24 protein-coding genes and 1 riboswitch are annotated in these 24,878 nt (G+C 71.2%); of the genes, 11 read left to right on the forward strand and 13 right to left on the reverse strand.

Annotated features, from left to right (window positions below):
* Positions 1 to 24: 24 nt before the first annotated feature.
* The 5 genes from cobN to NRF20_RS34070 all read right to left on the reverse strand — a co-directional run bounded on the left by cobN (position 25) and on the right by NRF20_RS34070 (position 8,209).
* Positions 25 to 3,675 (reverse strand): cobaltochelatase subunit CobN, encoded by a 3,651-nt coding sequence (gene cobN, locus NRF20_RS34050; RefSeq protein WP_413753862.1) that lies wholly within the window; start codon positions 3,673 to 3,675, stop codon positions 25 to 27.
* A gap of 8 nt (positions 3,676 to 3,683) precedes the next feature.
* Positions 3,684 to 5,219: a cobyric acid synthase gene (locus NRF20_RS34055; RefSeq protein WP_398632285.1), complete on the reverse strand. Its 1,536-nt coding sequence runs from the start codon at positions 5,217 to 5,219 to the stop codon at positions 3,684 to 3,686.
* Positions 5,216 to 6,229 carry a cobalamin biosynthesis protein gene (locus tag NRF20_RS34060; protein ID WP_266362435.1) on the reverse strand — a complete coding sequence of 338 codons (1,014 nt, stop codon included), beginning with the start codon at positions 6,227 to 6,229 and terminating at the stop codon, positions 5,216 to 5,218. The genes NRF20_RS34055 and NRF20_RS34060 overlap by 4 nt, the downstream gene beginning before the upstream one ends.
* 144 nt (positions 6,230 to 6,373) lie before the next feature.
* Positions 6,374 to 6,505, reverse strand: a riboswitch (cobalamin riboswitch).
* A gap of 172 nt (positions 6,506 to 6,677) precedes the next feature.
* Positions 6,678 to 6,908 (reverse strand): hypothetical protein, encoded by a 231-nt coding sequence (locus tag NRF20_RS34065; protein WP_114243854.1) that lies wholly within the window; start codon positions 6,906 to 6,908, stop codon positions 6,678 to 6,680.
* A gap of 35 nt (positions 6,909 to 6,943) precedes the next feature.
* The gene (locus NRF20_RS34070; RefSeq protein WP_398632286.1) at positions 6,944 to 8,209 is read right to left on the reverse strand and encodes an anion permease; all 1,266 of its coding nucleotides are present in this window, start codon (positions 8,207 to 8,209) and stop codon (positions 6,944 to 6,946) included.
* Positions 8,210 to 8,471: 262 nt separating this feature from the next.
* On the opposite strand from NRF20_RS34070, the gene NRF20_RS34075 reads away from it, so the two are divergent.
* The 3 genes from NRF20_RS34075 (at position 8,472) to NRF20_RS34085 (ending at position 11,880) form a co-directional block, all read left to right on the forward strand.
* Positions 8,472 to 9,131 (forward strand): class II aldolase/adducin family protein, encoded by a 660-nt coding sequence (locus NRF20_RS34075; protein ID WP_398632287.1) that lies wholly within the window; start codon positions 8,472 to 8,474, stop codon positions 9,129 to 9,131.
* Positions 9,132 to 9,255: 124 nt separating this feature from the next.
* Positions 9,256 to 10,383 (forward strand): alpha/beta hydrolase, encoded by a 1,128-nt coding sequence (locus tag NRF20_RS34080; protein WP_398632288.1) that lies wholly within the window; start codon positions 9,256 to 9,258, stop codon positions 10,381 to 10,383.
* 186 nt (positions 10,384 to 10,569) lie between these two features.
* Positions 10,570 to 11,880, forward strand: coding sequence for a hypothetical protein (locus NRF20_RS34085; RefSeq protein WP_398632330.1), 1,311 nt, complete (start codon positions 10,570 to 10,572; stop codon positions 11,878 to 11,880).
* Positions 11,881 to 11,937: 57 nt separating this feature from the next.
* Here the strand turns inward: NRF20_RS34085 and NRF20_RS34090 are convergent, their stop codons facing one another.
* Both NRF20_RS34090 and NRF20_RS34095 read right to left on the reverse strand, forming a co-directional pair.
* Positions 11,938 to 12,351: a VOC family protein gene (locus NRF20_RS34090; RefSeq protein WP_413753863.1), complete on the reverse strand. Its 414-nt coding sequence runs from the start codon at positions 12,349 to 12,351 to the stop codon at positions 11,938 to 11,940.
* Between the two features lie 132 nt (positions 12,352 to 12,483).
* Positions 12,484 to 13,374: a neutral zinc metallopeptidase gene (locus tag NRF20_RS34095; protein ID WP_398632290.1), complete on the reverse strand. Its 891-nt coding sequence runs from the start codon at positions 13,372 to 13,374 to the stop codon at positions 12,484 to 12,486.
* Between the two features lie 268 nt (positions 13,375 to 13,642).
* Between NRF20_RS34095 and NRF20_RS34100 the strand changes: the two genes are divergently transcribed.
* From NRF20_RS34100 to NRF20_RS34110, 3 genes are all read left to right on the forward strand, one after another.
* A complete protein-coding gene (locus tag NRF20_RS34100; RefSeq protein ID WP_413753864.1) occupies positions 13,643 to 15,241 on the forward strand; it encodes an ABC-F family ATP-binding cassette domain-containing protein in 1,599 nt (532 codons plus the stop codon).
* Positions 15,242 to 15,582: 341 nt separating this feature from the next.
* Positions 15,583 to 15,804 carry a helix-turn-helix domain-containing protein gene (locus NRF20_RS34105; protein ID WP_352163566.1) on the forward strand — a complete coding sequence of 74 codons (222 nt, stop codon included), beginning with the start codon at positions 15,583 to 15,585 and terminating at the stop codon, positions 15,802 to 15,804.
* Positions 15,805 to 15,954: 150 nt separating this feature from the next.
* Positions 15,955 to 16,746, forward strand: coding sequence for an enoyl-CoA hydratase/isomerase family protein (locus NRF20_RS34110; protein ID WP_398632292.1), 792 nt, complete (start codon positions 15,955 to 15,957; stop codon positions 16,744 to 16,746).
* Positions 16,747 to 16,800: 54 nt separating this feature from the next.
* Here the strand turns inward: NRF20_RS34110 and NRF20_RS34115 are convergent, their stop codons facing one another.
* On the reverse strand, positions 16,801 to 17,502 hold the full coding sequence (locus NRF20_RS34115; protein ID WP_398632293.1) for a hypothetical protein: 702 nt from the start codon (positions 17,500 to 17,502) through the stop codon (positions 16,801 to 16,803).
* A 92-nt stretch (positions 17,503 to 17,594) separates the two neighbouring features.
* Here NRF20_RS34115 and NRF20_RS34120 point away from each other — a divergent pair, with 92 nt between their 5' ends.
* Genes NRF20_RS34120 through amaP form a run of 5 tightly spaced genes read left to right on the forward strand, consistent with a single transcriptional unit; the run spans position 17,595 to position 19,913 of the window.
* Entirely contained in the window at positions 17,595 to 18,062 is a 468-nt protein-coding gene (locus NRF20_RS34120) for an Asp23/Gls24 family envelope stress response protein (protein ID WP_398632294.1), read from the forward strand.
* A gap of 33 nt (positions 18,063 to 18,095) precedes the next feature.
* Complete coding sequence (locus tag NRF20_RS34125) at positions 18,096 to 18,287, forward strand: hypothetical protein (RefSeq protein WP_266362456.1); 192 nt, start codon at positions 18,096 to 18,098, stop codon at positions 18,285 to 18,287.
* Positions 18,284 to 18,646: a hypothetical protein gene (locus tag NRF20_RS34130; protein ID WP_398632296.1), complete on the forward strand. Its 363-nt coding sequence runs from the start codon at positions 18,284 to 18,286 to the stop codon at positions 18,644 to 18,646. Before NRF20_RS34125 ends, NRF20_RS34130 begins: the two co-directional genes overlap by 4 nt.
* Entirely contained in the window at positions 18,643 to 19,329 is a 687-nt protein-coding gene (locus tag NRF20_RS34135) for a DUF6286 domain-containing protein (protein ID WP_266362458.1), read from the forward strand. Before NRF20_RS34130 ends, NRF20_RS34135 begins: the two co-directional genes overlap by 4 nt.
* A 5-nt stretch (positions 19,330 to 19,334) precedes the next feature.
* The gene (gene amaP / locus NRF20_RS34140; protein ID WP_398632331.1) at positions 19,335 to 19,913 is read left to right on the forward strand and encodes an alkaline shock response membrane anchor protein AmaP; all 579 of its coding nucleotides are present in this window, start codon (positions 19,335 to 19,337) and stop codon (positions 19,911 to 19,913) included.
* A gap of 83 nt (positions 19,914 to 19,996) precedes the next feature.
* Here the strand turns inward: amaP and NRF20_RS34145 are convergent, their stop codons facing one another.
* The 5 genes from NRF20_RS34145 to NRF20_RS34165 form a co-directional block, all read right to left on the reverse strand.
* Positions 19,997 to 20,752, reverse strand: a complete 756-nt coding sequence (locus NRF20_RS34145; protein ID WP_266362462.1) for an SDR family oxidoreductase — start codon at positions 20,750 to 20,752, stop codon at positions 19,997 to 19,999.
* Positions 20,753 to 20,757: 5 nt separating this feature from the next.
* A complete protein-coding gene (locus tag NRF20_RS34150; RefSeq protein WP_398632297.1) occupies positions 20,758 to 22,557 on the reverse strand; it encodes a glycoside hydrolase family 15 protein in 1,800 nt (599 codons plus the stop codon).
* A gap of 121 nt (positions 22,558 to 22,678) precedes the next feature.
* The gene (locus NRF20_RS34155) at positions 22,679 to 23,503 is read right to left on the reverse strand and encodes an SURF1 family protein (RefSeq protein ID WP_398632332.1); all 825 of its coding nucleotides are present in this window, start codon (positions 23,501 to 23,503) and stop codon (positions 22,679 to 22,681) included.
* Between the two features lie 71 nt (positions 23,504 to 23,574).
* Entirely contained in the window at positions 23,575 to 23,808 is a 234-nt protein-coding gene (locus tag NRF20_RS34160) for a hypothetical protein (protein WP_072482991.1), read from the reverse strand.
* Between the two features lie 64 nt (positions 23,809 to 23,872).
* Positions 23,873 to 24,871, reverse strand: a complete 999-nt coding sequence (locus NRF20_RS34165) for a DEDDh family exonuclease (RefSeq protein WP_413753865.1) — start codon at positions 24,869 to 24,871, stop codon at positions 23,873 to 23,875.
* Positions 24,872 to 24,878 lie beyond the last annotated feature (7 nt).

Below are 24,878 nucleotides of genomic sequence, written 5' to 3' on the forward strand. Positions count from 1 at the left end.
GGACAGCAGGCGTGCGCACGCCGCTCACTCGTCTCCCTCCAGGTCGCCCTCGAGCTCCAGGTACGTGGCCCGCAGCCGCTCCAGCGTCTGAGCGTCCGGCTCCGCCCACAGCCCCCGCTCGGCCGCCTCCAGGAGCCGTTCCGAAATACCGCGCAGCGCCCAGGGGTTGGACGTCTTCATGAAGTCCCGGTTGGTCTCGTCGAAGACGTACTCCGCCGACAACTTCTCGTACATCCAGTCGTCGACGACCCCCGCCGTGGCGTCGTAGCCGAAGAGGTAGTCCACGGTCGCGGCCATCTCGAAGGCACCCTTGTACCCGTGCCGCCGCATGGCCGCCATCCACCGAGGGTTCACCACCCGCGCCCGGAACACCCGGTGGGTCTCCTCGCCCAGTGTCCGCGTCTTCACCTGGTCCGGCGTGGCGCTGTCACCGACGTACGCCTCGGGCGACTCGCCGGTCAGATGCCGCACCATGGCGACCATGCCGCCGTGGTACTGGAAGTAGTCGTCCGCGTCGACCAGGTCGTGCTCACGCGTGTCGACGTTCTTCGCCGCCACCGCGATCCGCCGGAACGCCGTCTCCATGTCCCCGCGCGCCGCCCGCCCGTCGAGCCCGCGCCCGTACGCGTAACCGCCCCACACCGCGTACACCTCGGCCAGATCCGCGTCGCTGCGCCAGTTCCGCGCGTCGATCAGCGGCAGCAGCCCCGCCCCGTACGCCCCCGGCTTCGACCCGAAGACGCGTGCCGTCGCCCGACGCCGGTCGCCGTGCTCCGCCGTGTCCTCGTCGGCGTGCGCCCGTACGTAGTTGGCGTCCGCGGGCTCGTCCAGCTCCGCAACCGTCCGTACCGCATCGTCGATCAGCCCCACCACATGCGGGAACGCATCGCGGAAGAACCCGGAGATCCGCACGGTCACATCGATGCGCGGGCGCCCCAGCTCGCTCACGGGCACGACCTCGAACCCGGTCACCCGCCGCGACGCGTCGTCCCACACCGGCCGGCAGCCGAGCAGCGCGAGGATCTCCGCGATGTCGTCGCCCTGGGTACGCATGGCGGAGGTGCCCCACACGGTCAGGCCGACCGACTTCGGGTAGTCGCCCGTGTCGGCGAGATACCGGGCGATCAGGGAGTCGGCGAGCGACTGCCCGACCTCCCACGACAGCCGGGACGGAATCGCCTTCGGGTCCACGGAGTAGAAGTTGCGGCCCGTCGGCAGCACATTGACGAGCCCGCGCGTGGGCGATCCGGACGGGCCGGCCGGTACGAAGCCGCCGTCCAGTGCCCGCAGAATGTGGTCGATCTCGTCCGTCGTCCGGGCCAGACGCGGTACGACCTCCTCGCACGCGAAGCCCAGCACGGCCACCGCATCCGGGAGTTCGACGCGCAGTACGTCCTGGACCAGCCCAGTCGCAGCCGTGATGTCCCAGCCGCGCTCCTCCATGCCCTCAGCGAGCCGGCGGCACAGCTGCTCCAGCAGGTCGATCGCATCCGCACCGGTGCGCGCCGGGCCGTCGACCAGTTCGGTCAGCTCGACCGGCACCTTCACCGCAGCGCCGGGCTCGGCCAGCAACTCCTTCTCGCTGAGCCCGAAGTGCTCGGCGATCGACGCCCGCAGCCCCGGGAGCGCGTTCGCCGTTCCGCCCCATACCTGGGAGGCGCGCAGCACGGCCAGCACCAGGTTGACCCGCGCCTCGTCGACGGGACCGCCGCCCAGGATGTGCAGGCCGTCCCGGATCTGAACGTCCTTGATCTCGCAGAGGTAGCCGTCGATGTGCATGACGAACGAGTCGAAGTCGTCGTCGCCGGGCTGTTCGTCGACATGGAGGTCGTGGTGCAGCTCGGCGGCCTTCACCAGCGTCCAGATCTGCGCCCGCACCGACGGGGCCTTCGCCGGGTCGAGATCGCTGACCAGCGCGTACTCGTCGAGCAGCTGCTCCAGCTTGGCCAGGTCGCCATAGGTGTCGGCGCGCGCCATCGGTGGCACCAGATGGTCCACCACCGTGGCGTGCCCACGGCGCTTGGCCTGGGTGCCCTCGCCCGGGTCGTTGACGATGAACGGGTAGATCAGCGGCAGTTCGCCGAGCACGGCGTCGGGGCCGCAACCGGCCGACAGGCCGAGGCCCTTGCCCGGAAGCCACTCCATCGTGCCGTGCTTGCCCATGTGGACGACGGCATCCGCGCCGAAGGAGTTCTCCAGCCAGCGGTACGTCGCCATGTAGTGGTGGGACGGCGGCATGTCCGGGTCGTGGTAGATCGCGATCGGGTTCTCGCCGAAGCCGCGCGGCGGCTGGATCAGCACCACCACATTCCCGAACCGGAGCGAGGCGAGGACGATGTCGTCCCCGTCCACGTACAGCGAACCCGGCGGCTCGCCCCAGTGCTCCAGCATCGAGTCGCGCAGCTCCGGTTCCAGCTTGTCGAACCAGGCCCGGTAGTCGGCGAGCGGCACACGCGCGGGGGCTGCCGCGAGCTGCTCCTCGGTCAGCCACTCCACGTCGTGGCCACCGGCGTTGATGAGACGGTGGATGAGCTCGTCGCCGTTGTCGGGGTGCCCGTCGACTCCGTAACCGGCGTCGCGCAGGGCGTCGAGGACCCGCACCGCCGATGCGGGCGTGTCCAGACCGACGGCGTTGCCGACGCGCGAGTGCTTGGTGGGGTAGGCGGTGAAGACGAGGGCGAGCTTCTTCTCGGCGTTCGGCTTGTGCTTCAGGACCGCGTGGCGCACCGCGATTCCGGCGACGCGCGCGGCCCGTTCGGGGTCGGCGCGGTACACCGGTACGTCGTCGGGGCCCTGCTCCTTGAAGGAGAACGGGACGGTGATCAGACGGCCGTCGAACTCGGGGATCGCGACCTGCATCGCGGCGTCCATGGGGGAGAGCGCGGCGTCGGAGGCGTCCCACGCGGCGCGCGCGGAGGTCAGGCACAGCCCCTGCAGCACAGGGACGTTCAGATCGGCGAGCGCGCCGATGTCCCAGGCCTCGTCGTCGCCCCCGGCGGAGGCGTCCGACGCACGGGTGCCGCCTGCCGCGAGCACCGTGGCGACCAGGGCGTCGGCCCTGCCGAGCAGTTCGTAGAGACCGGCGTCCGCGCCGCGCAGCGAACCGCAGTACACGGGCAGGGCGTTGGCGCCACGGGCCTCGATCGCGTCGCAGAGGACGTCCACGAACGAGGTGTTCCCGGACAGCTGGTGCGCCCGGTAGAAGAGCACGCCGACGGTCGGGCGGCCCTCGGTGAACTCGCGGCTGCCGCGCAGACCCCACTCGGGCATCTTCTGCGGCTCGGCGAAGCCGTGGCCGGTCAGCAGGACGGTGTCGGAGAGGAAGCGGGCCAGTTCTACGAGGTTTCCGGGGCCGCCCTCCACGAGGTAGCGCAGCGCCTCGGCGACGACACCGGCGGGTACGGACGACTCGGCCATCAGCTCCGCGTCCGGCACGGCCTCGCCGCCCAGCAGCACGGTGGGGATGCCCGATGCCTTGAGGACGGCCAGCCCGTCCTCCCAGGCGCGCTTGCCGCCGAGGAGGCGGACGACGGCGACGGAGGAACCCTCGATCAGGGCGGGGAGTTCCTCGTGGGCGTCGATGCGGGTGGGGTTGCCGATCCGGTACGGCGCGCCACAGGCGCGGGCGGCGAGGAGGTCCGTGTCGGCGGTCGACAGCAACAGCACAGTGCTCATAGGGGCGTTCATGCGCGTGCTCCAGGTGCTCCGGGGGCGATGAAGGGAAGTCCTGACGGTGCGCCCGACTCGATGAGCCGCAGCAGCGCGTCGGTGTCCGCGTGTTCTTCGATGAGGTCGCCGAGGCGGTCGAGCTGTTCCTCGCGCAGCGCGGCGAAGCCGGTGTCGGGGGCGGGGACGAAGCGCCGGCCGGCGGCCCGCGCGGCCTCGGTCAGGAAGCGGCGGCGGAATTCGTCGCTCTCCAGCGAGCCGTGCCAGTGGGTGCCCCACACGGCGCCGACCCGGCAGCCGTCCAGGAACGGTTCGCCGCCGCGTACATCGGCGACGCCGTGGTGGATCTCGTACCCCTCGACGGGGGCGCCGAGCGCCTCGCCGACGGGGCGGGCGAGGGTCTTCTCGCGGTCGAAGCGGATGTGAACGGGCAGCAGGCCGAGGCCGTCGATGTGCCCGGCCCTCGACTCGACGTCGTCCTCGATGTGTTCACCGAGGATCTGGAAGCCGCCGCAGATGCCGAGGACCGGCCGGCCCTCGGCGGCACGCCGCACCAGGGCGTCGGCGAGGCCGCGCTCGCGCAGCCAGGCCAGCGCGTTCACGGTGCCGCGGGTGCCCGGCACGATGACGAGGTCGGCGTCGGCCAGCTCCTCGGCGCGGTCCACGAACCGGACGACGACGCCCGGTTCGGCGGCCAGTGCGTCCACATCGGTGAAGTTCGACATCAGGGGTACGGCGCACACCGCGACGCGCAGCACGTCGTCGCCGTGCGGCGGCGCGACGACCGATTCGCGTACGGCTCCGCGCAGCGCTGTGCTGTTCTTGAAAGCGGGCCTCAGACCGTCCTCCTCGTCGATGCCGAGGCCGTGGGCGAAGGGCAGCACCCCGTAGGTCTGCCGCCCGGTGATCCCGCGCAGCATCTCCAGGCCGGGCTCCAGCAGCGACACGTCGCCGCGGAACTTGTTGACGAGGTAGCCGGCGATCAGCGACTGGTCCTCGGCGTCCAGCAGCGCCGTCGTACCGAAGAACGAGGCGAAGACGCCACCGCGGTCGATGTCGCCGACGACCACCACCGGGAAGCGTGCCGCCCGTGCGATGCCCATGTTCACAATGTCCGTGCGCCGCAGATTGATCTCGGCCGGACTGCCCGCCCCCTCGCAGATCACTGCGTCATACGTGCCCCGAAGCTGCTCCAGACAGTCCACGACCGTGCCGAGAAGCGCTTCCTGCCTGCCACCGTGGTAGCCGCGTGCACTCATCTCGCCCACCGGTCTGCCCATCAGGACGACCTGGCTGGAGCGGTCGCTACCGGGTTTGAGCAGGACCGGGTTCATCAGCGCGGTGGGCTCCACCCGGGCGGCCTGGGCCTGCATGGCCTGGGCGCGCCCGATCTCGGCACCCTCGCGGGTGACGAACGAGTTCAGCGACATGTTCTGCGCCTTGAAGGGCGCCACCTTCACGCCCTGGCGCACGAGCCAGCGGCAGATGCCCGCCGTGACGACGCTCTTGCCCGCGTCCGAGGTGGTTCCGGCGACCAGCAGCCCGCCGCTCATGTCCGTCTCCGTCCTGCGATCCGACGTCCTGTGACCTGAAGTCCTTCGGACCGAAGTCCTGCGATCCGTCGTGCGGCGAGGCCCGCACCCAGTCGTCCCGCCACACACACGCCGAGGGCCAGCGCACTCACTCGGCGCGACAGCCGTACCGCGCGTTCGATGTCCTCGGTCTCCACCGCCCGGCCCGTCTCCCCGTTGAGGACGGGGCGGTGTTCGATCCGGCCGCCGTACGCGAGGGTCCCGCCGAGCCGTACGCCGAGCGCACCCGCGAACGAGGCCTCCACCGGGCCCGCGTTGGGGCTCGGGTGCTTCGCCGCGTCGGCCCGCCACGCCCGTACCGCTCCACGTGGCCGCCCCCCGGCGGCCACGGCGAGCAGGGCTGTGAGCCGGGCGCCGGGCCAGCCCGCGAGGTCGTCGAGGCGGGCCGAGGCCCAGCCGTAGCGCCGGTGGCGGGGAGACTTGTGGCCGACCATGGCGTCGAGGGTGTTGGCGGCCCGGAAGCCGACGAGCCCGGGCACACCGGCCAGGGCACCCCACACCAGGGCGCCGACCACGGCGTCCGAGGTGTTCTCGGCCACGGACTCCACCACGGCGCGGGCGATCTGCGGTCCGTCGAGGGAGTACGGGTCGCGCCCGCACAGATGCGGCAGCCGCTCGCGGGCCGACTCGATGTCACCGGCGGCCAGGGCGCCGCCGATCGCCCGGGCCTCACGCCCCAGGGACGTACCGCCGACGACGGACCAGGTGGCGGCCGCGGTCAGTGCGACGGAGGCGGCGGGATGACGGCGTACGGCACGGGTGATCAGCGCGGCACCACCCGCAGCGCCTCCGGCGCAGACCAGGGTGTGCAGGGCGCCCCACCCGCGGTGGTCGCGCCACAGACGCCGTTCGACGCCCGCCGCGGCCCGCCCGAAGGCGGCGACCGGATGTCCCCTGCGGGGGTCACCGAGCAGCAGATCGCCGATCAGACCGGCCGTGGCGCCGTACGCGAAGACGCGGTCGGCACGCACGGCTCAACCGGCCGTTACGCCTCGAAGGACCTTCGTACAGGCGGCTCTCGTCGAGAGCGCCACAGCAACGGACGCACGGCAGCCAGGCATGGCGATATGTCCTCACTCAGGGTCCGCGCCCTGGTTCGACGTGACCGGCGACGAGAGTCTCCTGGCTCCCGGATCCGCAGTTCCCCCGGCCTTCCAACCCGCTCGCGCGTGCCGTGACTTCCGGTGTGGGGGACTGCTCCCCGGTGACAGTGGCGGGACCGCGCCGGATTCGCACCGGCTTCCTCTGCTGTCGCCGTAATTGGCTCCGGCAGTCCACCACGCTCCGCGAACGCCCGTCAACTTGCCGTTGACCTGCGACGGTGCAGTGTGCTGAGCCCCACATCGGGCCGGGCACACCACGACGGGCCGGACACACGAGGTGTGTCCGGCCCGACGAGGGGAGTGCGCGGAGGAGGGCTCAGGCGACGATCAGATAGATCCCGTACGCGACCGCCGCAGCGCACAGCGCGAAGCAGACGTAGGCGCCGGCGCGGGCCAGCAGCAGTGAGCCGCCGGAGCCGCCCTGCGCCGCCGGTTCGGGCTGCTTGGAGAGACCGACGATGCCCAGGGTGAAGAAACCCACCAGCGCGACGGTGACGACGAGGGAGACGCCGAAGACGGAGCCGAGGGCTGCCCAGTCGATGTTCATGCTGAATCCTTAGACGGCCTGCCTAGGCGGCTGGCCTAGACGGTGGCGGGTCGCGCCGGGTCCTGGGCGGTTCCGGCCGGAGCCGGAATGGTGGTCTTGAGGTCCTGGGCCGCTGCCTGGGCCACGGTGAGCGGCGGGCTGACGGCGGCGATGGCCGTGGTGACGATGCCCGCGGGCTCGGCTTCGCCGCCCGTCGGGGCGACATCGCCGTGGCCGACCGGCTTGCGGCGCGACACCAGCCAGATCGCCCCGGAGCCGACGACCAGCAGCGCCGCGACGACGACGACACCCCAGGTGCCCTGCTTGGTGAGGAGCTCCGCGCCCGCGCCGACCAGGCCCGCGGCCGGCAGTGTCAGACCCCAGGCGACGAACATCCGGGTGGCGGTGGACCAGCGGACCACGCCGCCCCGGCGGCCGAGGCCCGCGCCCATCACGGCGCCGGAGCAGGACTGGGTGGTGGAGAGGGAGAAGCCGAGGTGCGAGGAGGCCAGGATGACCGTGGCCGCACTGGTCTGGGCGGCGAAGCCCTGCGGCGGCTTGAGGTCGGTGAGGCCGCTGCCCATGGTGCGGATGATGCGCCAGCCGCCCAGGTAGGTGCCGAGTGCGATGGCCGTACCGGCACAGACGATGACCCAGACCGGCGGGTTGGAGCCGGGGTGCAGGACGCCACCGGTGACCAGGGCCAGGGTGATGATGCCCATGGTCTTCTGCGCGTCGTTGGTGCCGTGGGCGAGGGAGACCAGTCCGGCCGAGGCGATCTGGCCGGCGCGGTAGCCCTTGGCAGTGGCCTTCTCCTGGGCGTCGTTGCGGATCTTCCCGCCGATCCGGTACGTCAGCCTGGTGGCCAGCAGCGCGGCCAGACCGGCGACGATCGGGGCGGCGACCGCGGGGAGCAGCACCTTGGTGACGACGGTGCCGCCGTTGACCGACGACCAGCCCGCCGACATCACGGCCGCGCCGATCAGACCGCCGAACAGGGCGTGCGAGGAACTGGACGGCAGTCCGACCAGCCAGGTCAGCAGATTCCACAGGATGGCGCCGACGAGTGCCGCGAAGATGACTTCTGTCCGCAGCCCGTCCTCGTTGATGATCCCGCCGGAGATCGTCTTGGCGACCTCGACCGACAGGAACGCGCCGACGAGGTTGAGAACGGCGGACATGGCCACCGCTGTCTTCGGTCTGAGTGCACCGGTCGAGATGGTGGTCGCCATCGCGTTGGCGGTGTCATGGAAACCGTTCGTGAAATCGAACACTAGAGCTGTCACGATCACAATCGCGAGCAGCAGCGTGATGTGTTCCATTTACCCAGGCAATCGCTCGACGTCATTGGCACGTGGACCGTAGGCAACCTGGATGAACGGAAGGTGAACTGGGCAGGGCGCTACGGTGACTCCAACTGGAGTCGGTGCGTTCAGTTTGTCCCTCGCAGGGTGGTGTGGGCCGGGCGCAGGGTCGATTCGGGCCCGGTTCGCCCCCCGCCATCCCCTTTGTGAACTTCTCCGGATTGTGACTTGTCCCGCCGATCGCATGCCCGTTCACCTCCAGGGCTGACAGGATCTCCGCATGAGCGATCAGCAACGGGACGCGATCGAACGTGCCTGGGACGGTGTCGTCGCCACCGCCCGCAGGACGGCGGCGGACGGCCTCGTCGTCGGGACCTCGGGAAATGTGTCCGCACGGGTCGGCGGTACGGTCTTGGTCACCCCGAGCGCAGTGCCGTACGACCGGCTTCGCCCCGAGGACGCCGTCGGCGTCGATCTGGAAGGCAACCGCATCCTCGGCGAACTGGCCCCGACCAGCGAACTCCCGCTCCATCTCGCGGTCTACCGGAACAGCGACGCGGCAGCCGTCGTGCACACCCACGCGGTGCACGCCACGGCCGTCTCCACCCTGGTTCCCGAGGTCCCTTCGGTCCACTACGCCGCCGCCATGCTCGGGGGCCCCGTCCGGGTCGCGGCCTATGCGCGCTACGGGACCGAGGAGCTGGCGCAGAACATGCTCGCCGCTCTGCAGGGCCGTACGGGCTGCCTGCTCCAGAACCACGGAACCGTGACCTACGGAGCGACCCTGGACGAGGCGTACGACAGGACCGCCCAGCTGGAATGGCTCTGCCGGCTCTGGCTCACCGCAAGCTCCGTCCCCGGACACGCCCCGACCCTGCTCTCCCCGGCCCAGCTGCGCGACGTACAGGAGGCACTGAAGGGATACGGACAACCGGGCTGACCCGACCCCTGCCTGCCCCCGCTGTTCCGGCTGTCCCGTCCCATCCGTCCGTCCGGCCCCCGGCGGGGCACCGGACGGCCGCCGTCCACTGGCAGGGTGCGGCGCACCCCACGACACTGAAGCGGTGCGCCCGGCAACAGTCACGGCAGCAGCCGTCACCACGATTCTCGGCGTCGGTGCGGCAACGGTCGCGGCCGGCCGGTACGCCAGCGACGCCGCCCTCAGGGTGCCGTCCGGGCGACCGCTCCCCGCCGACCGCAGACTCACCGTGCACGCCACAGCGGCCGGGCAGGTCACCCTGACGCGCTCCTTCGCCGCCCTGCGGCCCGGTACGTACGGACTGGAGGGCGACGACGTCCACGCCGTCGTCGGCCCGGTGATCGAACACGCCCGCCACGCCCCCGACACCGTCGTCCGCAGACTGCAACGAGTCAACCGCGGCAGCCTGGAAACCGGCGCCGAGGTCCGCATCACCCCGCAGCTGCACAGCGGCGACCCCTCGTCGGCCCTCGGACTCGATCACATGGAAGTCGAGATCCCCGGCGAACTCGGCCCCCTGCCCGCCTGGTTCCTGCCCGGCCCCCGCGACACCTGGGTCATCACCGTGCACGGCCTCGGCACCACCAGGGAACACCCCATGAACGTCATGGAGTTCCTGCACGATCTGCGCCTTCCCGTGCTCGACCTGGCCTACCGCGGCGACGCCGGAGCCCCGCGTTCCCCGGACGGCCTCGCCCACCTCGGCGAGTCCGAATGGCGCGACCTGGACGCCGCGGTCCGCTTCGCCGTGCGGTACGGAGCCGAGAAGGTCGTCGTGCACGGCTGGTCCACCGGCGCCTCGATGGCGCTGCACGCGGCCGTCAACTCCGCGCTCCGCAACCGGATCTGCGGTCTCGTCCTCGACTCCCCGGTCCTGGACTGGGTCACCACACTGCGCGCACTGGCCGTCGCCCGCGGTGTCCCGACCGCACTGCTGCCGCTCGCCGTCCGCGCAGCCCAGGGGCAGACCGGGCTGCGCGGCGCCCGGCTCCTGGACGGCTCCCTCGCCACGGCGCTGCATGTCCCGACCCTGATCTTCCACGGCCCGGACGACACCCTGGCCCCCTGGCAGCCGTCCCGCGATCTCGCCGCCCGCCGCCCGGACCTGATCGCCCTGCGCGCCGTACCGCAGGCTCCGCATGCGGCGATGTGGAATGCCGACCCGGTCCACTACGAAGAGGCCCTGCGCCGCTTCCTCACCCCCCTGATGTGACCTGATGCGAGGGATCGGCCGATTGGTGCCGGACCCCGCCCGCCACCCCCTTCCACCGCGAATTCGGGTTCCGTTTGGGCTTTCGGCCCGTCAGGGGCAAGACTGCTCCCCGTGACGTCCCGTACCCCGCGCGACTCCAGGCTGCGACTTGTCCGCCCGCGACCCCTTGCCACCGCTCGCAAGGCCGTGACCACCCGGCGCACCAGGCCGGCTCCCCGCCCCCCGGAGGGCACCCCACCCAGGGCGGAACTGGCCCGCCAGGCCAGGACGGCCCTCGCCGACGCCGTACGGATCGCCCGCTGGGCAGCCGACGGCGCGATCCCCGGCGCGCCGCCCCTGGCCGCCCAGGCCCTCGAACGGGCCGCGACAGCCCTGGAGTTGTCCCCGGCCCAGGTGCGCTCCGGCTGGGACCGGGCCCGGCTCGCCGGTCTGGTCGAACTGCACGGCGACACCGCACGCCCCGGCTGGCGGCTGCGCGCCTGGGACCGCGACGACTCCGCCGTGCTCCGCGGCTGGGTGGCGCTCTTCGACGCCTGGTCGCTCGTCCACCCCGCGCCCGAGGGCATCGAGTCCACCGCGGTCGCGGAGGCCGTCGAGGCCGTGCCGCAGGTGCTCTCCCTCCTCCAGCTCTCGGCGGGCCCGGTCACCGTGCCCGCCCTCCTGGACCTTCTCGGTCAGCGTGTCGCGGAACTCCACGAGGAGCGCTGCGAGGTGCCGTACGGGCCGCAGGCGCCGCCCGCACCGGCCGAATCCGCCCCCGCGGCACACCCCGCAGCCCTGGTCGCCCTCCTTCTCGACTGGGCCCTCGAGGGACTGGCCGCCGTAGGCGCGCTCACCCTCGGCGCCGGACAGGCCACCCTCACCCCGCTCGGCAACTGGGCGGTCTGGGTCAAGCTGGAACAGATCTGCGTCGCGGCCCAGAGTCCGGCCGGGAACATCGAGCAGTCCGCCGCAGACATGCTGCTCGGCTGCGCCCGGCTCACCCCCGGCCCGGCCCGCGCCGAATACCGAGCCTGGCTCGCCGCCCGCCCCGTCGGCAGCGCCGTTGCCGAACTCCTCGGCGTCGCCCGCGGGGAGGACGCACTGCTGCGCGGACTCGCCTTCGAGGCGCTCCGGGTCGTCGGCGCACCCGCCGAGCCCGAGGTGCGCTCCGTCGTGGACGACCCCTCGCTGCGCCCCTACGCGCTGCTGTGGCTGGCCGAGTACGGCGGAACGGACCCCGAGGACGCCCAGGACGTCCTCAGCCGCGAGGAAGCCACCTGGCTCTGGGTCGACACCGCGGCGGCCGTCGCGGACCACGGCGAGACCGGACTGCTGGTCCGCCATCTCGACTCGGCCGTCCAGGGCACGGTGCCGGCGCTGCTGGACGAGGTACGGGCAGTCGGCCACCCGCGCACCGTGCAGGTCCTGGTGGCCCTGGCCGCCGCGCACCCGGACCCCGCGCTGGCCAAAGCGGTGCGCCGGGCCGCGTTCCAGGTGCACACGGGCGGTGCGTAGCCCGCGTGAGTCCGCGTCGGACGGGCTTGGCCCCAAGCCCGTCCGGCCGATCGCCCGTCAGTCCGCCGACCCCGGCGCGTACGTCCCGAAGCTCCATACATTGCCCTCCGCATCCCGCGCAATGAAGTCGCGGGAGCCGTAGTCCTGGTCCGTGGGCGGCATCAGGATCTCCACCCCGTACTCCACGGCCCGGGCGTGGTGCTCATCGACCTCGTCCACCACGACGTAGACACCGGCCGGGCCCGCGCCCTGCATCGCCTTGGCGAAGACACCCTCGCGGCCCTTGGAGCCCAGCATCACCCTGCCGTTGCCGCAGGACAGCTCCGCATGCAGCACCGCGCCGTTCTCGCCCTCGTACACCGCTTCCTCGGTGAAGCCGAGGCCCTCCGTCAGCGTTCTGATCGCGGCCTTCGCGTCGTCGTACAGAATCGTCGGATAGATCGTCGGAACGCCGGCCGGTGCGCCTGCCATCGCGCTCACCCCTTCTCGTACTCCCGTGACCTGCTTCTGTGATCTGCATCTCAGTCTTCCACCGGCCGCTGACAACGGCTCGACTCGGCTCGGGAGGCCCGGCTCGGACGGCCCGGCTGCCAACGGCCCGGCTCAGCGGAAGGTGTTGCAATCGGCCATGTCTCCGCTGCGGAAGCCGGTGGTGAACCACTGCTGCCGCTGCGCGGCCGAGCCGTGCGTCCAGGACTCAGGTGTGACCCGGCCCTGGAACCTCTCCTGGATCCGGTCGTCGCCGACAGCGGCCGCCGCGTCGAGTCCGTCCCGGATGTCCGCCTGTGTCAACGAGGTGATCAGCGGCCGCCCGGTCGATTCGTCGGGCGTGGTCGTCGCGTGATGCGCCCAGACCCCGGCGTAACAGTCCGCCTGCAGCTCCACCTTGACCGCGTTGCTGTTCGCACCGGTCTGCCCGTCCTGCGAGCGGCTCAGCGTTTCCATGAGGTCCTGCACATGGTGCCCGTACTCATGGGCGACGACGTACGCCTGGGCGAACGGGCCGCCGCTGGAGCCGAACTTCGTCCGCAGCTCGTCGAAGAAACCCAGGTCCAGATAGACCTGCCGGTCACCCGGGCAGTAGAACGGCCCGACCGCCGAGGTCGCGGAGCCGCACGGGGTGCCGACCCGGTCGGTGAACAGGACCGTCCGGGCATCCGTGTACGTCCCGCCGCGCCGCCGGAACTCCTGCCCCCAGTAGTCCTGCACGCTGTTGACCACCGCGACGATCCGGCAGTCCTCCCTGGTGTTCGCGTCCTGTCCGGTCCGGCAGGACTGCTGCACCTGCGCCGCCGAGGACGCGGTCGCCGTCGTGCCCGAGCCGCCGGACGACAGGCCGAGCTGATCGGGGCCGAGGCCGAAGAGCAGTCCCAGGATCAGTGCGAGGAGACCGGCGATGCCACCGCCCACGGTGGCCTTGCCGCCGGGGATGCGGCTGCCACGCACATCCTGGACCTCGGACGTGTCCAGATCGGCGTCGTCGTCGAACTGCATGGGCACCACCCTCTGCTCCGGCCGTGGTGGTCTCACCACCTCCGCCGAGTATTGGGTAGTTCACACCGTGATGCGCCTTTTTGGTCGCACGGTGGAGTGGAGCGGCAGCGCTGAGCGAGTTTTCGGCAAGTGCCGTGAGCGCATGCGGAAAAGCAGTTGCACACCGCCAGTAGAATGACCCGTATGGCAATTCTCCCTGTGCATTAGGCGGCGTCGAGACACCTCCGCCCTCGCCCCGTCCGCCGTCCATACGCCCTGGAGTTTTACCGTGATCACCGCTTCCGGCATCGAGCTGCGCGCCGGCGCCCGCATCCTCATCGAGTCCGCCTCCTTCCGTATCGCCAAGGGTGACCGCATCGGTCTCGTCGGCCGCAACGGAGCGGGCAAGACCACCCTCACCAAGTGCCTCGCAGGCGAGGGCAACCCCGCCGGCGGCACCATCGCCCGATCCGGCGAGGTGGGCTACCTCCCACAGGACCCGCGCACCGGCGACCTCGACGTACTCGCCCGCGACCGCATCCTCTCCGCCCGCGGTCTCGACGAGATCCTGCGCAAGATGCGCGAGAACGAGGAGCGGATGGCGAACGGCAAGGGCGCCACCCGTGAGAAGGCGATGAAGAAGTACGAGCGCCTGGAGACGGAGTTCCTCACCAAGGGCGGATATGCCGCCGAGGCCGAGGCCGCCACCATCGCCGCCGCGCTCAGCCTGCCCGACCGGGTGCTCGGACAGCCGCTCCACACACTCTCCGGCGGTCAGCGCCGCCGCGTCGAGCTGGCCCGCATCCTGTTCTCGGACGCCGACATCCTGCTGCTCGACGAGCCGACGAACCACCTCGACGCCGACTCGATCGTCTGGCTGCGCGACTACCTCAAGACCTACCGCGGCGGCTTCATCGTGATCTCCCACGATACCGAGCTCGTCGAGACGGTCGTCAACAAGGTCTTCTACCTCGACGCCAACCGCTCGCAGATCGACATCTACAACATGGGCTGGAAGCTCTACCAGCAGCAGCGCGAGTCCGACGAGAAGCGCCGCAAGCGCGAGCGGCAGAACGCCGAGAAGAAGGCCGCGGCCCTCAACTCGCAGGCCGACAAGATGCGCGCCAAGGCAACCAAGACCGTCGCCGCGCAGAACATGGCCAAGCGCGCCGAGCGGCTGCTCTCCGGTCTGGAGGCCGTCCGGGTCTCCGACAAGGTCGCCAAGCTGCGCTTCCCCGAGCCCGCGCCGTGCGGCAGGACCCCCCTGATGGCGGAGGGCCTCTCCAAGTCGTACGGCTCTCTCGAAATCTTCGCCGATGTGGATCTCGCCATCGACAAGGGCTCCCGGGTCGTCATCCTCGGCCTCAACGGTGCGGGCAAGACCACGCTGCTGCGGCTCCTCGGCGGTGCCGAGAGGCCCGACACCGGCGAGGTCATCGAGGGTCACGGGCTCAAGCTCGGCTACTACGCCCAGGAGCACGAGACCCTCGACCCGGAGCGCACGGTCCTGGAGAACATGCGCTCCGCGGCGCCGGACCTCGATCTCGTCGAGGTCCGCAAGACGCTGGGCTCGTTCCTCTTCTCCGGCGACGACGTCGACAAGCCCGCCGGCGTCCTCTCCGGCGGCGAGAAGACCCGTCTCGCGCTGGCGACCCTGGTGGTCTCCTCCGCCAATGTGCTGCTCCTGGACGAGCCGACGAACAACCTCGACCCGGCCAGCCGCGAGGAGATCCTCGGCGCACTGCGTACGTACAAGGGCGCGGTCGTCCTCGTCACGCACGACGAGGGAGCGGTCGAGGCGCTTCAGCCGGAGCGCATCATCCTGCTGCCGGACGGTGTCGAGGACCTGTGGGGCGCGGACTACCGGGACCTCGTCGCGCTCGCCTGATCCCGGCCCCGTCACCGTCTGATCCACTTCGTCTGGATCATTCGGCCTATGTGTGATCCATCATCTGCGTGAGTACGTCTCGTACCTCGGCGCGGCGCCCGGCAGATACCTGCCGGGCGCACCCATTTGGGGCAGCAATCCCCGTGTGGCCCTGACCTGGCGGTTCATCCCGGGCCTGTCCTCACTCAGCCCCACAGCCCCACGGAATGCGGGATTCCGGTCGTGTGGGCCCGTTCCCCGGGCGGGAATCCGGTTGCACGGACCTTGCCGAATGGGTGGCCAGGAAGCCTCCGAGGGGTGATCATGAGAGTCCAGAGCGCACTTCCCATGAGGAGGCACGGGTGGCCGAGACTCTGAAGAAGGGCAGCCGGGTTACCGGCGCCGCGCGCGACAAGCTCGCGGCAGACCTGAAGAAGAAGTACGACTCCGGTGCGAGCATCCGGGCGTTGGCCGAAGAGACCGGCCGCTCCTACGGATTCGTCCACCGGATGCTCAGTGAGTCCGGAGTCGCGCTGCGTGGACGCGGCGGAGCGACACGAGGCAAGAAGGCCGCCACGGCCTGACGGCTTCGGCGGATCGGGGCAGGTCGTAAGGCTCGCCCCGGGGCTCACCGGTTTCGGCGGTGGCCACCCGGTCGATCGTGATGTCGGCCGGGTGGTTACTGTTCAGTCACTTAGCTCGAAGTGCTGACTGACCCGATCCGGAGGCGCCCCATGACCTCGCTCGACTCTGTGCTCGACAAGGACGGCGTACGACTCACCGTCGATGACGCGGTTGCCACGGTGACCCTCACCAATCCGGCCAAGCGCAACGCTCAGTCCCCCGCTCTGTGGCGGGCGTTGACAGAGGCCGGACGGGCACTGCCCGGCAATGTGCGGGTCGTTGTGCTCCGCGGCGAGGGCAAGTCCTTCTCCGCGGGCCTCGACCGGCAGGCGTTCACCCCCGAGGGGTTCGACGGTGAGCCGTCCTTCCTCGACATGGCGCGCGGCCCGGAGACCGAGCTCGACGCGACCATCGCCGAGTACCAGGAGGCGTTCACCTGGTGGCGCCGCAACGACATCGTGTCGGTCGCGGCCGTCCAGGGGCATGCGATCGGTGCCGGCTTCCAGCTCGCCCTCGCCTGCGATCTGCGGATCGTCGCCGAGGACGTGCAGTTCGCCATGCGCGAGACCAGCCTCGGTCTGGTCCCCGACCTCACCGGCACGCACCCCCTGGTCAACCTGGTCGGGTACGCCCGCGCGCTCGAAATCTGCGCCACGGGCCGCTTCGTGCACGCCGCGGAGGCCGAGCGCACCGGCCTGGCCAACCTCGTCGTCCCCGCCGACGAGCTGGACGCCGCCGCCCGCGATCTGGCCGGCGCACTGCTGGCCGCCCCGCGCGACGCGGTCGTGGAGACCAAGGCGCTGCTGAGCGGTGCCGTCTCCCGTGGTTACGAGGAGCAGCGCGTCGCCGAACGCGCCGCTCAGGGCCGCCGTCTGCGCGACCTGGCGGGCATCACCGACTGAGAGGGCTGTGCCCTCGATCGCCGGGCGGGCTCGCTCCTCAGGGCCGTCCGGTGGTCAGTCCCGCTCCACCACCGCCGTGACCAGCACCGCGACCGAGGGACGCCCCTCCACCGCATCCGCCACCGCGCCCCGTACCGCACGTGCCACATCGAGCGCCCGGTGGCCGGAGTCCGTCGCCAGTTCGACCCGTACCCGGCCCGGGCCCGCGTGCACCGCGTCGCCCAGCACCCGGGTCAGCGTCACGACACCCGGAACACCCGCGGCAGCGAGCCCCGCCGCCCCCTCCGGCCTCGCCGAGCGCACTTCGGCCGGTGCGGGCGCCCGCCGTTCGGGTGGTGCGTCCAGCAGCTCCGTCACCCGGAGATCCACCTCGGCGACCACCAGGCCCAGCCGGTGCCCGGCCGCCGTCAGCAGCGCCGAGCGCAGCGCCGCGGCCGCGGCGGGCAGCGGCCGGCCGGACATCGCCGACATGGTCGCCTCGATCCGCAGCGGCCCCGGCGGCAGCGCACTCGGCGGCGGTTCCACCTCCGCGTCCGGGGCCCGGTCGGGATCAGCCACGGAGATCCTGAGCTCCCCGAGCACCGGTCCAGGTCCCGGCCCGCCCACCGCGTCACGCAGCACCCAGGCCGCGGCCCGCTCCGAGATCCAGGCCCCGTCCGCCGGACCGCCCAGCGGAAGCAGCCGGCCCAGGCCGAGCCGCTGCCGAACCGCTGCTGTCCATCCGTCGGCCCTGTGTGGGCTGTCAGCCGTCGTCATTTCCCCAGCCTGCCGCATCCACGGCGCGAGACGGGGCAAGCGCACTTAATGTGGGCAACGAGGTCCAACCTGCCCCGAAGGGAAGAGTGGCGATGACCGACACCCCACAGCGGAACCGTCCCGAGAGCCCCGACAAGGAATCGACCCCGCTCATCAAGCGTGGCGGGGGAGACCCCGCCACCCGTGGCCGTACGACCATCGCCGACGGCGTGGTCGAGAAGATCGCGGGAATGGCGGCACGTGACGTGGTCGGTGTCCATGCGATGGGCAGTGGCTTCGCGCGTACGTTCGGAGCAGTGCGCGAACGGGTACCCGGAGGTGGGAAGTCCGTCACCCGAGGGGTCAAGGCGGAGGTCGGCGAATCACAGACCGCCCTCGATCTGGAGATCGTCGTCGACTACGGCGTGTCGATCGCCGATGTCGCCCGGGACGTACGGGAGAACGTGGTCGCGGCGGTCGAGAGGATGACGGGCCTCGAAGTCGTCGAGGTCAATATCGCGGTCAGCGATGTGAAGCTGCCCGACGAAGAGGACGAAGAGTCCGAGCCACGTCTCCACTAGGGCCTCTGACGCGAGGCAGTTGAGGAGCACAGGATGAACATGGCTGTGGTCGGCATGGTGGCCGGCATGGCGCTCGGATTCGCCGGGTACTTCGGCGGATTCGGAGCCTTTGTGCTGGTGGCCGCGTTGGGGGCGATCGGCTTCATCGCCGGTCGCTTCCTGGAGGGTGACCTGGAGCCCGGCGACTTCTTCCGGAGTCGCGAGCGCGGCGACCGACGGCGGTGACGGCGTTGTCGGGGGCGAGCGGCCGGGTCGCCGCCGGTGAGCGCGGGGAGACCCGGATCGCCGACCGGGTGGTCGCGAAGATCGCCGCGCAGGCGGCGAAGGAGGCGATCGACGAGCCGCCGGAGGAAGGCGCCTCGCCGCGCGCCACGGTCACGGTGCACCGCGACACCGCCCGGGTCCGGGTGAGCCTGGAGCTCGGATATCCCTCCGACATCGGGCGCCAGTGCGGCGGCGTGCGTCGGCATGTCGTCGAACGGGTAAAGGCGTTGGCGGGGATGGAAGTGCCCGAGGTTGCCGTACAGGTCGAGCGCCTGCATCCGACCGGAGCGAGCATCGCGGCACAGGGGAGGATCCGATGACCGAGCCCCACGAACCGGAACACCGTACGCAACGGCTGCCCACCACCCGGCCCGTCGAACAGGGGACCGTGCTCGAACTCGACCAGTCCGCCTCGTCCGCCGCCTACGACCCGGCGCCCGCGCAGCAGGAGAGCGGCGGCAGGGCGGGCCGTTTCTGGTCCGCGCGCCGCGTCCCCGCGGCGATCCTCGCCCTGGTGATCCTCGGCGGCACCGGTCTGCTGCTCTACGACGTGGCGGCGGTACGGGCCGGCCACCCGGCGATGCAGTGGCGCCGCACGCTGGCCGACGAGCTCGCCGGGCGGCCGCTGGACAACGTCTGGGTGCTGGCCGGCGCGGCGGCCGCCGTGGCGATCGGCCTGTGGCTGCTCGTGCTCGCCGTCACCCCCGGACTCCGCGACCTGCTGCCGATGCGCCGCGACCGCCCCGGTGTACGGGCGGGCCTCGACCGGGCCGCGGCCGCACTGGTCCTGCGGGACCGGGCCATCGAGGTGTCGGGTGTGCAGTCGGTACGGGTCCGGATGGGCCGGGGCAAGGTCGGGGTGCGTGCGGTGTCGCACTTCCGTGAACTCGACGACGTACGGGCCGATCTGGACACCGTGCTCGGGACCGGCATCAAGGATCTGGGCCTGGCCAGGCCGCCGAGCCTGTCCGTACAAGTCCGCCGTCCCGCGAAGAAGGGGTGAGCCCGTTGCTCAGGACCGTCAACCGGGCACTGCTCGGCCTGGCCGGGCTGGTGCTGATCTGCGGCGGCGGTGCGGTGCTCGCAGCCGGGCTAGGCCTCTCCGTACCGTCCTGGTGGCCCTGGTACGGCAAGGGCGATGTGCTCCTCAGCCAGGCCGACCGGAACCGCTGGCGCGGCGAGAGCTGGTGGTGGCCGACGGTGATCGCGGTCCTGGCCGTCGTGGTCGTCCTCGCCCTGTGGTGGCTGCTGGCCCAGCTGCGCCGCGCCCGTCTCGCCGAGGTGCTGGTGGACAGCGGCGACGGCGAGGGTGCGCTCCTGCGGGGCCGGGCCCTGGAGGGGGTGCTCGCCGATGAGGCGGGGACCTTGGACGGGGTGGCCCGCGCCCAGGTCGTGCTGACCGGCCGGCGCAGTTCGCCGCGCGCCAGGATCCGCCTGCTGATGGAGCCGCACGCGGCGCCGGACGAGGCGCTCGGCCGCCTCACCGACGAGGCACTGGCCCATGCGCGGGATTCGGCCGGGCTGGCGGAGCTCCCGGCCGAGGTGCGGTTGAGGGCGGTCAAGCACCGTGCGGAAAGGGTGAGTTGACGGCCGTTGCCGTGGTGCCCCCGATCGCCGGACGGGCTTGAGGAATCGAACCCGTCCGGCGCTCCAGGGCAGAGCGGGCCGGTTCAGAAGCCGTGCCGGGAGCCGCCGTCGACCGGCAGCATGATGCCCGTCAGGTACGACGCCGCGGGAGAGAGCAGGAACGCCGCGGTCCGGCCGAACTCCTCCGGCGTGCCGTAGCGCCGCAGCGGAATACGTGCCTCATTGGCCGCGCGAGAGGCTTCCGCATCGCCCGAGAGCGCATCCAGCTCACGCACCCGGTCCGTGTCGATCCGGGCCGGCAGCACGCCCACGACACGGATGCCCCGGGGACCGAGCTCATCGGCCAGGGACTTGGCGAAACCGGCCAGGCCGGGGCGCAGACCGTTGGAGATCGTCAGCCCGGCGATCGGCTCGTACACGGAGCCGGAGAGCACGAAACCGATGACACCGCCCTCGCCGAGCGTGGCCGCCGCGGCCCTGGCAAGGCGTACCGCGCCCAGGAAAACCGACTCGAAGGCCGACTGCCACTGCTCGTCGGTGTTGTCGGCGACGAAGCCGGGCGCCGGTCCGCCGACGCTGATGAGAATGCCGTCGAGCCGGCCGAAACGCTCGTGTGCGCTGTCCACAAGGCGCTGTGCGGAGGCGGGGTCGGCGTTGTCCGCGGCGAGGCCGACGGCGTCCGGCCCCAGTTCGGCGGCGGCCGCCTCGACGCGCTTCTCGTCCCGGCCGGTGATGATCACCCTCGCGCCGTCGTCGGCCAGCGCCCGCGCCGTGGCGTTGCCCAGCCCCCGGCTCGCTCCGGTCACGATGTACACACGGTCCTTCAGTCCAAGATCCATGGGCCCTATCCTGCCGCGTCGCCCTCCAGCGCGTCCTCCCCGGTCAGCGCCATGGCGGTGCCCACCAGCCCGATGTGGCTGAACGCCTGCGGGAAATTGCCGAGCTGCCGGTGCCCGACGATGTCGTACTCCTCGGCGAGCAGCCCCACATCGTTGCGGAGCGCCAGGAGCTGTTCGAAGAGTTCTCTGGCCTCCTCGGCGCGCCCGGTCAGGAGCAGGGCGTCGGCCAGCCAGAACGAGCACGCCAGAAAGGCCCCTTCGCTGCCGGGCAGTCCGTCGATCGAGCTGCCGTCCGTGCTGTAGCGGCGGACCAGGCAGCCGCTGCCCAGCTCGTCCCGGACCGCGTCGACCGTCCCGATCATCCGGGGATCGTCCGGCGGCAGGAACCCGCTCCGGGCGATCAGCAGCGTCGCGGCGTCCAGATTCCGGGAGCCGTAGGACTGCGTGAAGGTGTTCCGTACCGGGTCGAACCCCTTCTCGCACACCTCCCGGTGCACGGCGTCCCGCATCACCCGCCACCGCTCGGCGTCGCCGGCCAGCGAGGGGTTCTTCTCCAGGGTGCGTACGGCACGGTCGGCGGCGACCCAGGCCATCACCTTGGAGTGCACGAAGTGGCGGCGCTGGCCTCGGATCTCCCACAGACCCTCGTCCGGCTCGCGCCAGGTGGACTCCAGGAAGCCGAGCAGGCTGAGCTGAAGACTCCAGGCGTGCGGCTTGTCGTCCAGGCCCGCCTCGCGCGCGAGCCGCAACGAGTCGATGACCTCTCCGTACACATCGAGCTGACGCTGGCGGACCGCGGCGTTACCGATCCGGACCGGGCTGGAGTTCTCGTATCCGCTCAGCCACGGCAGCTCCGCCTCGGGCAGCCTGCGCTCGCCCGCCAGGCCGTACATGATCTGCAGGTCGGCCGGGTCCCCGGCGACGGCCCGCAGCAGCCAGTCCCGCCAGGCGGCGGCCTCCTCCAGATAACCGGCCGAGATGAGGGCGCCGAGGGTGAGGGTGGAGTCCCGCAGCCAACAGAAGCGGTAGTCCCAGTTCCGTACGCCGCCGATCTCCTCGGGCAGCGAGGTGGTGGGAGCCGCCACGATGCCGCCGGTCGGGCCGAAGGTGAGTGCCTTCAACGTGATCAGCGAGCGGATCACCGCCTCCCGGTACGGGCCCCGGTACTTGCACCGCGCGGACCACTCCGCCCAGTCGGACAGGGTGCTTTTCAGCGCCTCGAAGGGCTCGACGAGATCGGGGCGGGGCGAGTGCGAGGGGTGCCAGGTCAGGACGAACGCCACCTGTTCGCCCTCGGAGACGGTGAACGACGAACAGGTGGAGAACTGCTGGCCCCACGTTCTGACCGGCGGCTCGCTGCGCAGCCAGGCCGAGTCCGGCCCCGCGACCGCCACCCGGTGCCCCTGCGAGCGGCGCACCCACGGCACGACCGAGCCGAAGTCGAAGCGCAGCCGGATCACGGAGCTCATCTCGACGGTGCCGCTGATGCCCTCGATGATCCGCATGAGATCGGGTTCCTGGTCGCGCTGCGGCATGAAGTCGATGACCTTGACCGTGCCGGTACGGGTCTCCCAGAACGTCTCCAGGACGAGGGAGTCACCCGCATAGCCGCGCCGGGTGCAGGTGTCGGCGCCCTTCGGAGCAATCCGCCAGTGGCCGTTGTCCTCGTCGCCGAGCAGGGCCGCGAAGCAGGCGCCCGAATCGAAGCGGGGCAGGCAGAGCCAGTCGACAGAACCGTTCCTGCCGACCAGGGCGGCCGTCTGCAGATCGCCGATGAGGGCATAGTCCTCGATGCATGGGGTCACGTTCTGGCGTGTTCCCGAACCTGGGCCTCGCTAAGCAGTTCCAGGAGAGATGGGGGGTCACTCCGACGGACAGCCGATGCCGGCCCACTGACAGCTTGCCGACACCCGGGCGGAGCCGGTGTCAGGCCGTCGCGGGTTCCGGCTGCTCCGGCTCCTTCGGCTCAGAGGCATCCTGCTCCCCGGCGGCGGCCTTGGCCGCGGCCTCCATCCGGTCGCGCTTCTCCCTGCGGGCGAGGACCACGAAGCCGACCGGGACACCGGCGGCGAACAGCCACCACTGCACGGCGTACGCCATGTGCGGGCCGATCGAGCTGTCGTCGGGAGCCGCGATCAGTTCCGGGGAGTCGCCGGAGGACTCGGGTCCGGTCTGCTCGATGTAGCCGCCGAGCACGGGCCGGGAGAGCCTCTTGGCCTCCTGGGCGCTGTTGATCAGCATCACCTGGCGGTCCGGCAGGTCCGAGATGTCCTTGATGCCGCTGGCGCTCGTCGTCTCGTCGGCCTTGAGCCGCCCGGTGACGGTCACTTCACCCTTGGGAACGGCGGGTACGTCGGGGAAGGCGCGCTGGCTTTCGGCGGAGGGCACCCAGCCGCGGTTGACCAGGACCGTACCGCCGCCCTTGAGGTCGAGCGGGATCAGTACATGGACGCCGATCCGGCCGTCGGTGGAGGTCCTGCGGCGTACGACCACCTCGTGCGCGGTGTCGTACGTACCCGTGGCCGTCACCGCTCGCCAGTAGTCGGAGCGCGGGACCGTGTGACCCGGAGAGGTGAGCGAGGCGACCGGAACCGGTTTCGCCTTGAGGTTGTGGGAGATCAGAGAGTTCTGCGCGACCTTGTGCTCATGCCGGTGCAACTGCCAGAAGCCCAGCTCGACCATCGTGGGAATCAGGACGAGGGAGAGGAGGGCGAGGATCAGCCACTGCCGGGTCAACAGGAAGCGGTACACCCCATGACGGTACAACTGCGTCATGGGGTGCATCGCGGAGGGGTGGGGGAAGGGGGCGCGGCGGCCGGTGATCAGACTTTGTCGATGATGCCCACCTTCCCCTCGGCGCGGGCGCAGTGACCGCCGCAGAACCAGTGCCCGTCGACCTCGACCCCCTGACCGATGATCTGGACCCTGCAGTGTTCACAGATGGGCGCCATGCGGTGAATGGCGCAGGAGAAACAGTCGAAGACGTGCACCGCGCCCTGCGCGTGCACCTCGAAGGACATGCCGTAGTCATTTCCGCAAACCTCGCAACGTGCCATGCGCCACAGGGTGGGATGCAAGGGCGGCGGCGGGCGAGCGGCGGGCGGGCGAGTCGTCCCCGGTTCACTCCGATGACGGCGCGGCCGCCCGCGTCGACGCCGGCGCCACATCGCGCAACAGATGGGTGAACGCGCTCTCGTCCAGAACCGGTGTGCCGAACGACTTCGCCTTCACCGTCTTCGACGTCGCCGAGTCCGGGTCATTGGTGACGAGCAGGCTGGTCAGCCGGGACACACCGGTCGCCACATGCAGCCCGGCCTCCACGGCCCGGTCCTCCAGCAGCTCGCGGTCGACGGAGGTGTCCCCCGAGAACGCCACCCGCATGCCCTGCATGAGGGGCTTGTCCTTCTCGTACCGTCCGGGGTTCGGATACGGGCACGCCGGACGCTTGCGCGAGGGACGCCAGCTGTTCTGACCGTACGAAGGCTGGTGGCCGACCCGCGGTGTGACCGGGGAGTCCGACCACTCGGTCAGCGGCCGGCACTCCAGCAACGGCAGCCGCACCCCGCCCCGCGCCGCCGCATGCAGACTCGGCCGGAACGCCTCGGCCAGCACCCGGGCGTCGTCCAGGGCGTGGTGGGCGCGCTGCTGCACGACTCCGAAGTGCGCGGCCAGCGACTCCAGCTTGTGGTTGGGCAGCGGCAGCCGCAGCTCCTTGGAGAGCGCGATGGTGCACAGCCGCTGCTCGACGGGGGCGGTGACCGAGGCCCGTGCGTACTCCCGGGCCAGCATCGACCAGTCGAAAGCAGCGTTGTGCGCGACGAGCACGCGGTTCGCGAGCCGCTCGGAGAGCTCGGCGGCGACCTCCGGGAAGAGCGGAGCGCCTTCGAGGACATCACTGGTCAGCCCGTGGATCCAGACAGGACCGGGATCACGCTGAGGGTTGACGAGGGTGTACCAGTGGTCCTCGACATTGCCCTGCGCGTCCAGGCGGTAGACGGCGGCGGACACTATCCGGTCGTCCCGTGCGAGTCCGGTGGTCTCCACGTCGACGACCGCGTACCCCTGCGGGTAGGCGGTCGGCCACGGTGCTGCGGTCTGGCGGTCGTCGAGCATGGTCACAGAGAAT

This window comes from Streptomyces sp. R-74717, from assembly GCF_047305335.1.
In the GTDB taxonomy this organism is placed as follows: Bacteria; Actinomycetota; Actinomycetes; order Streptomycetales; family Streptomycetaceae; genus Streptomyces; species Streptomyces atratus.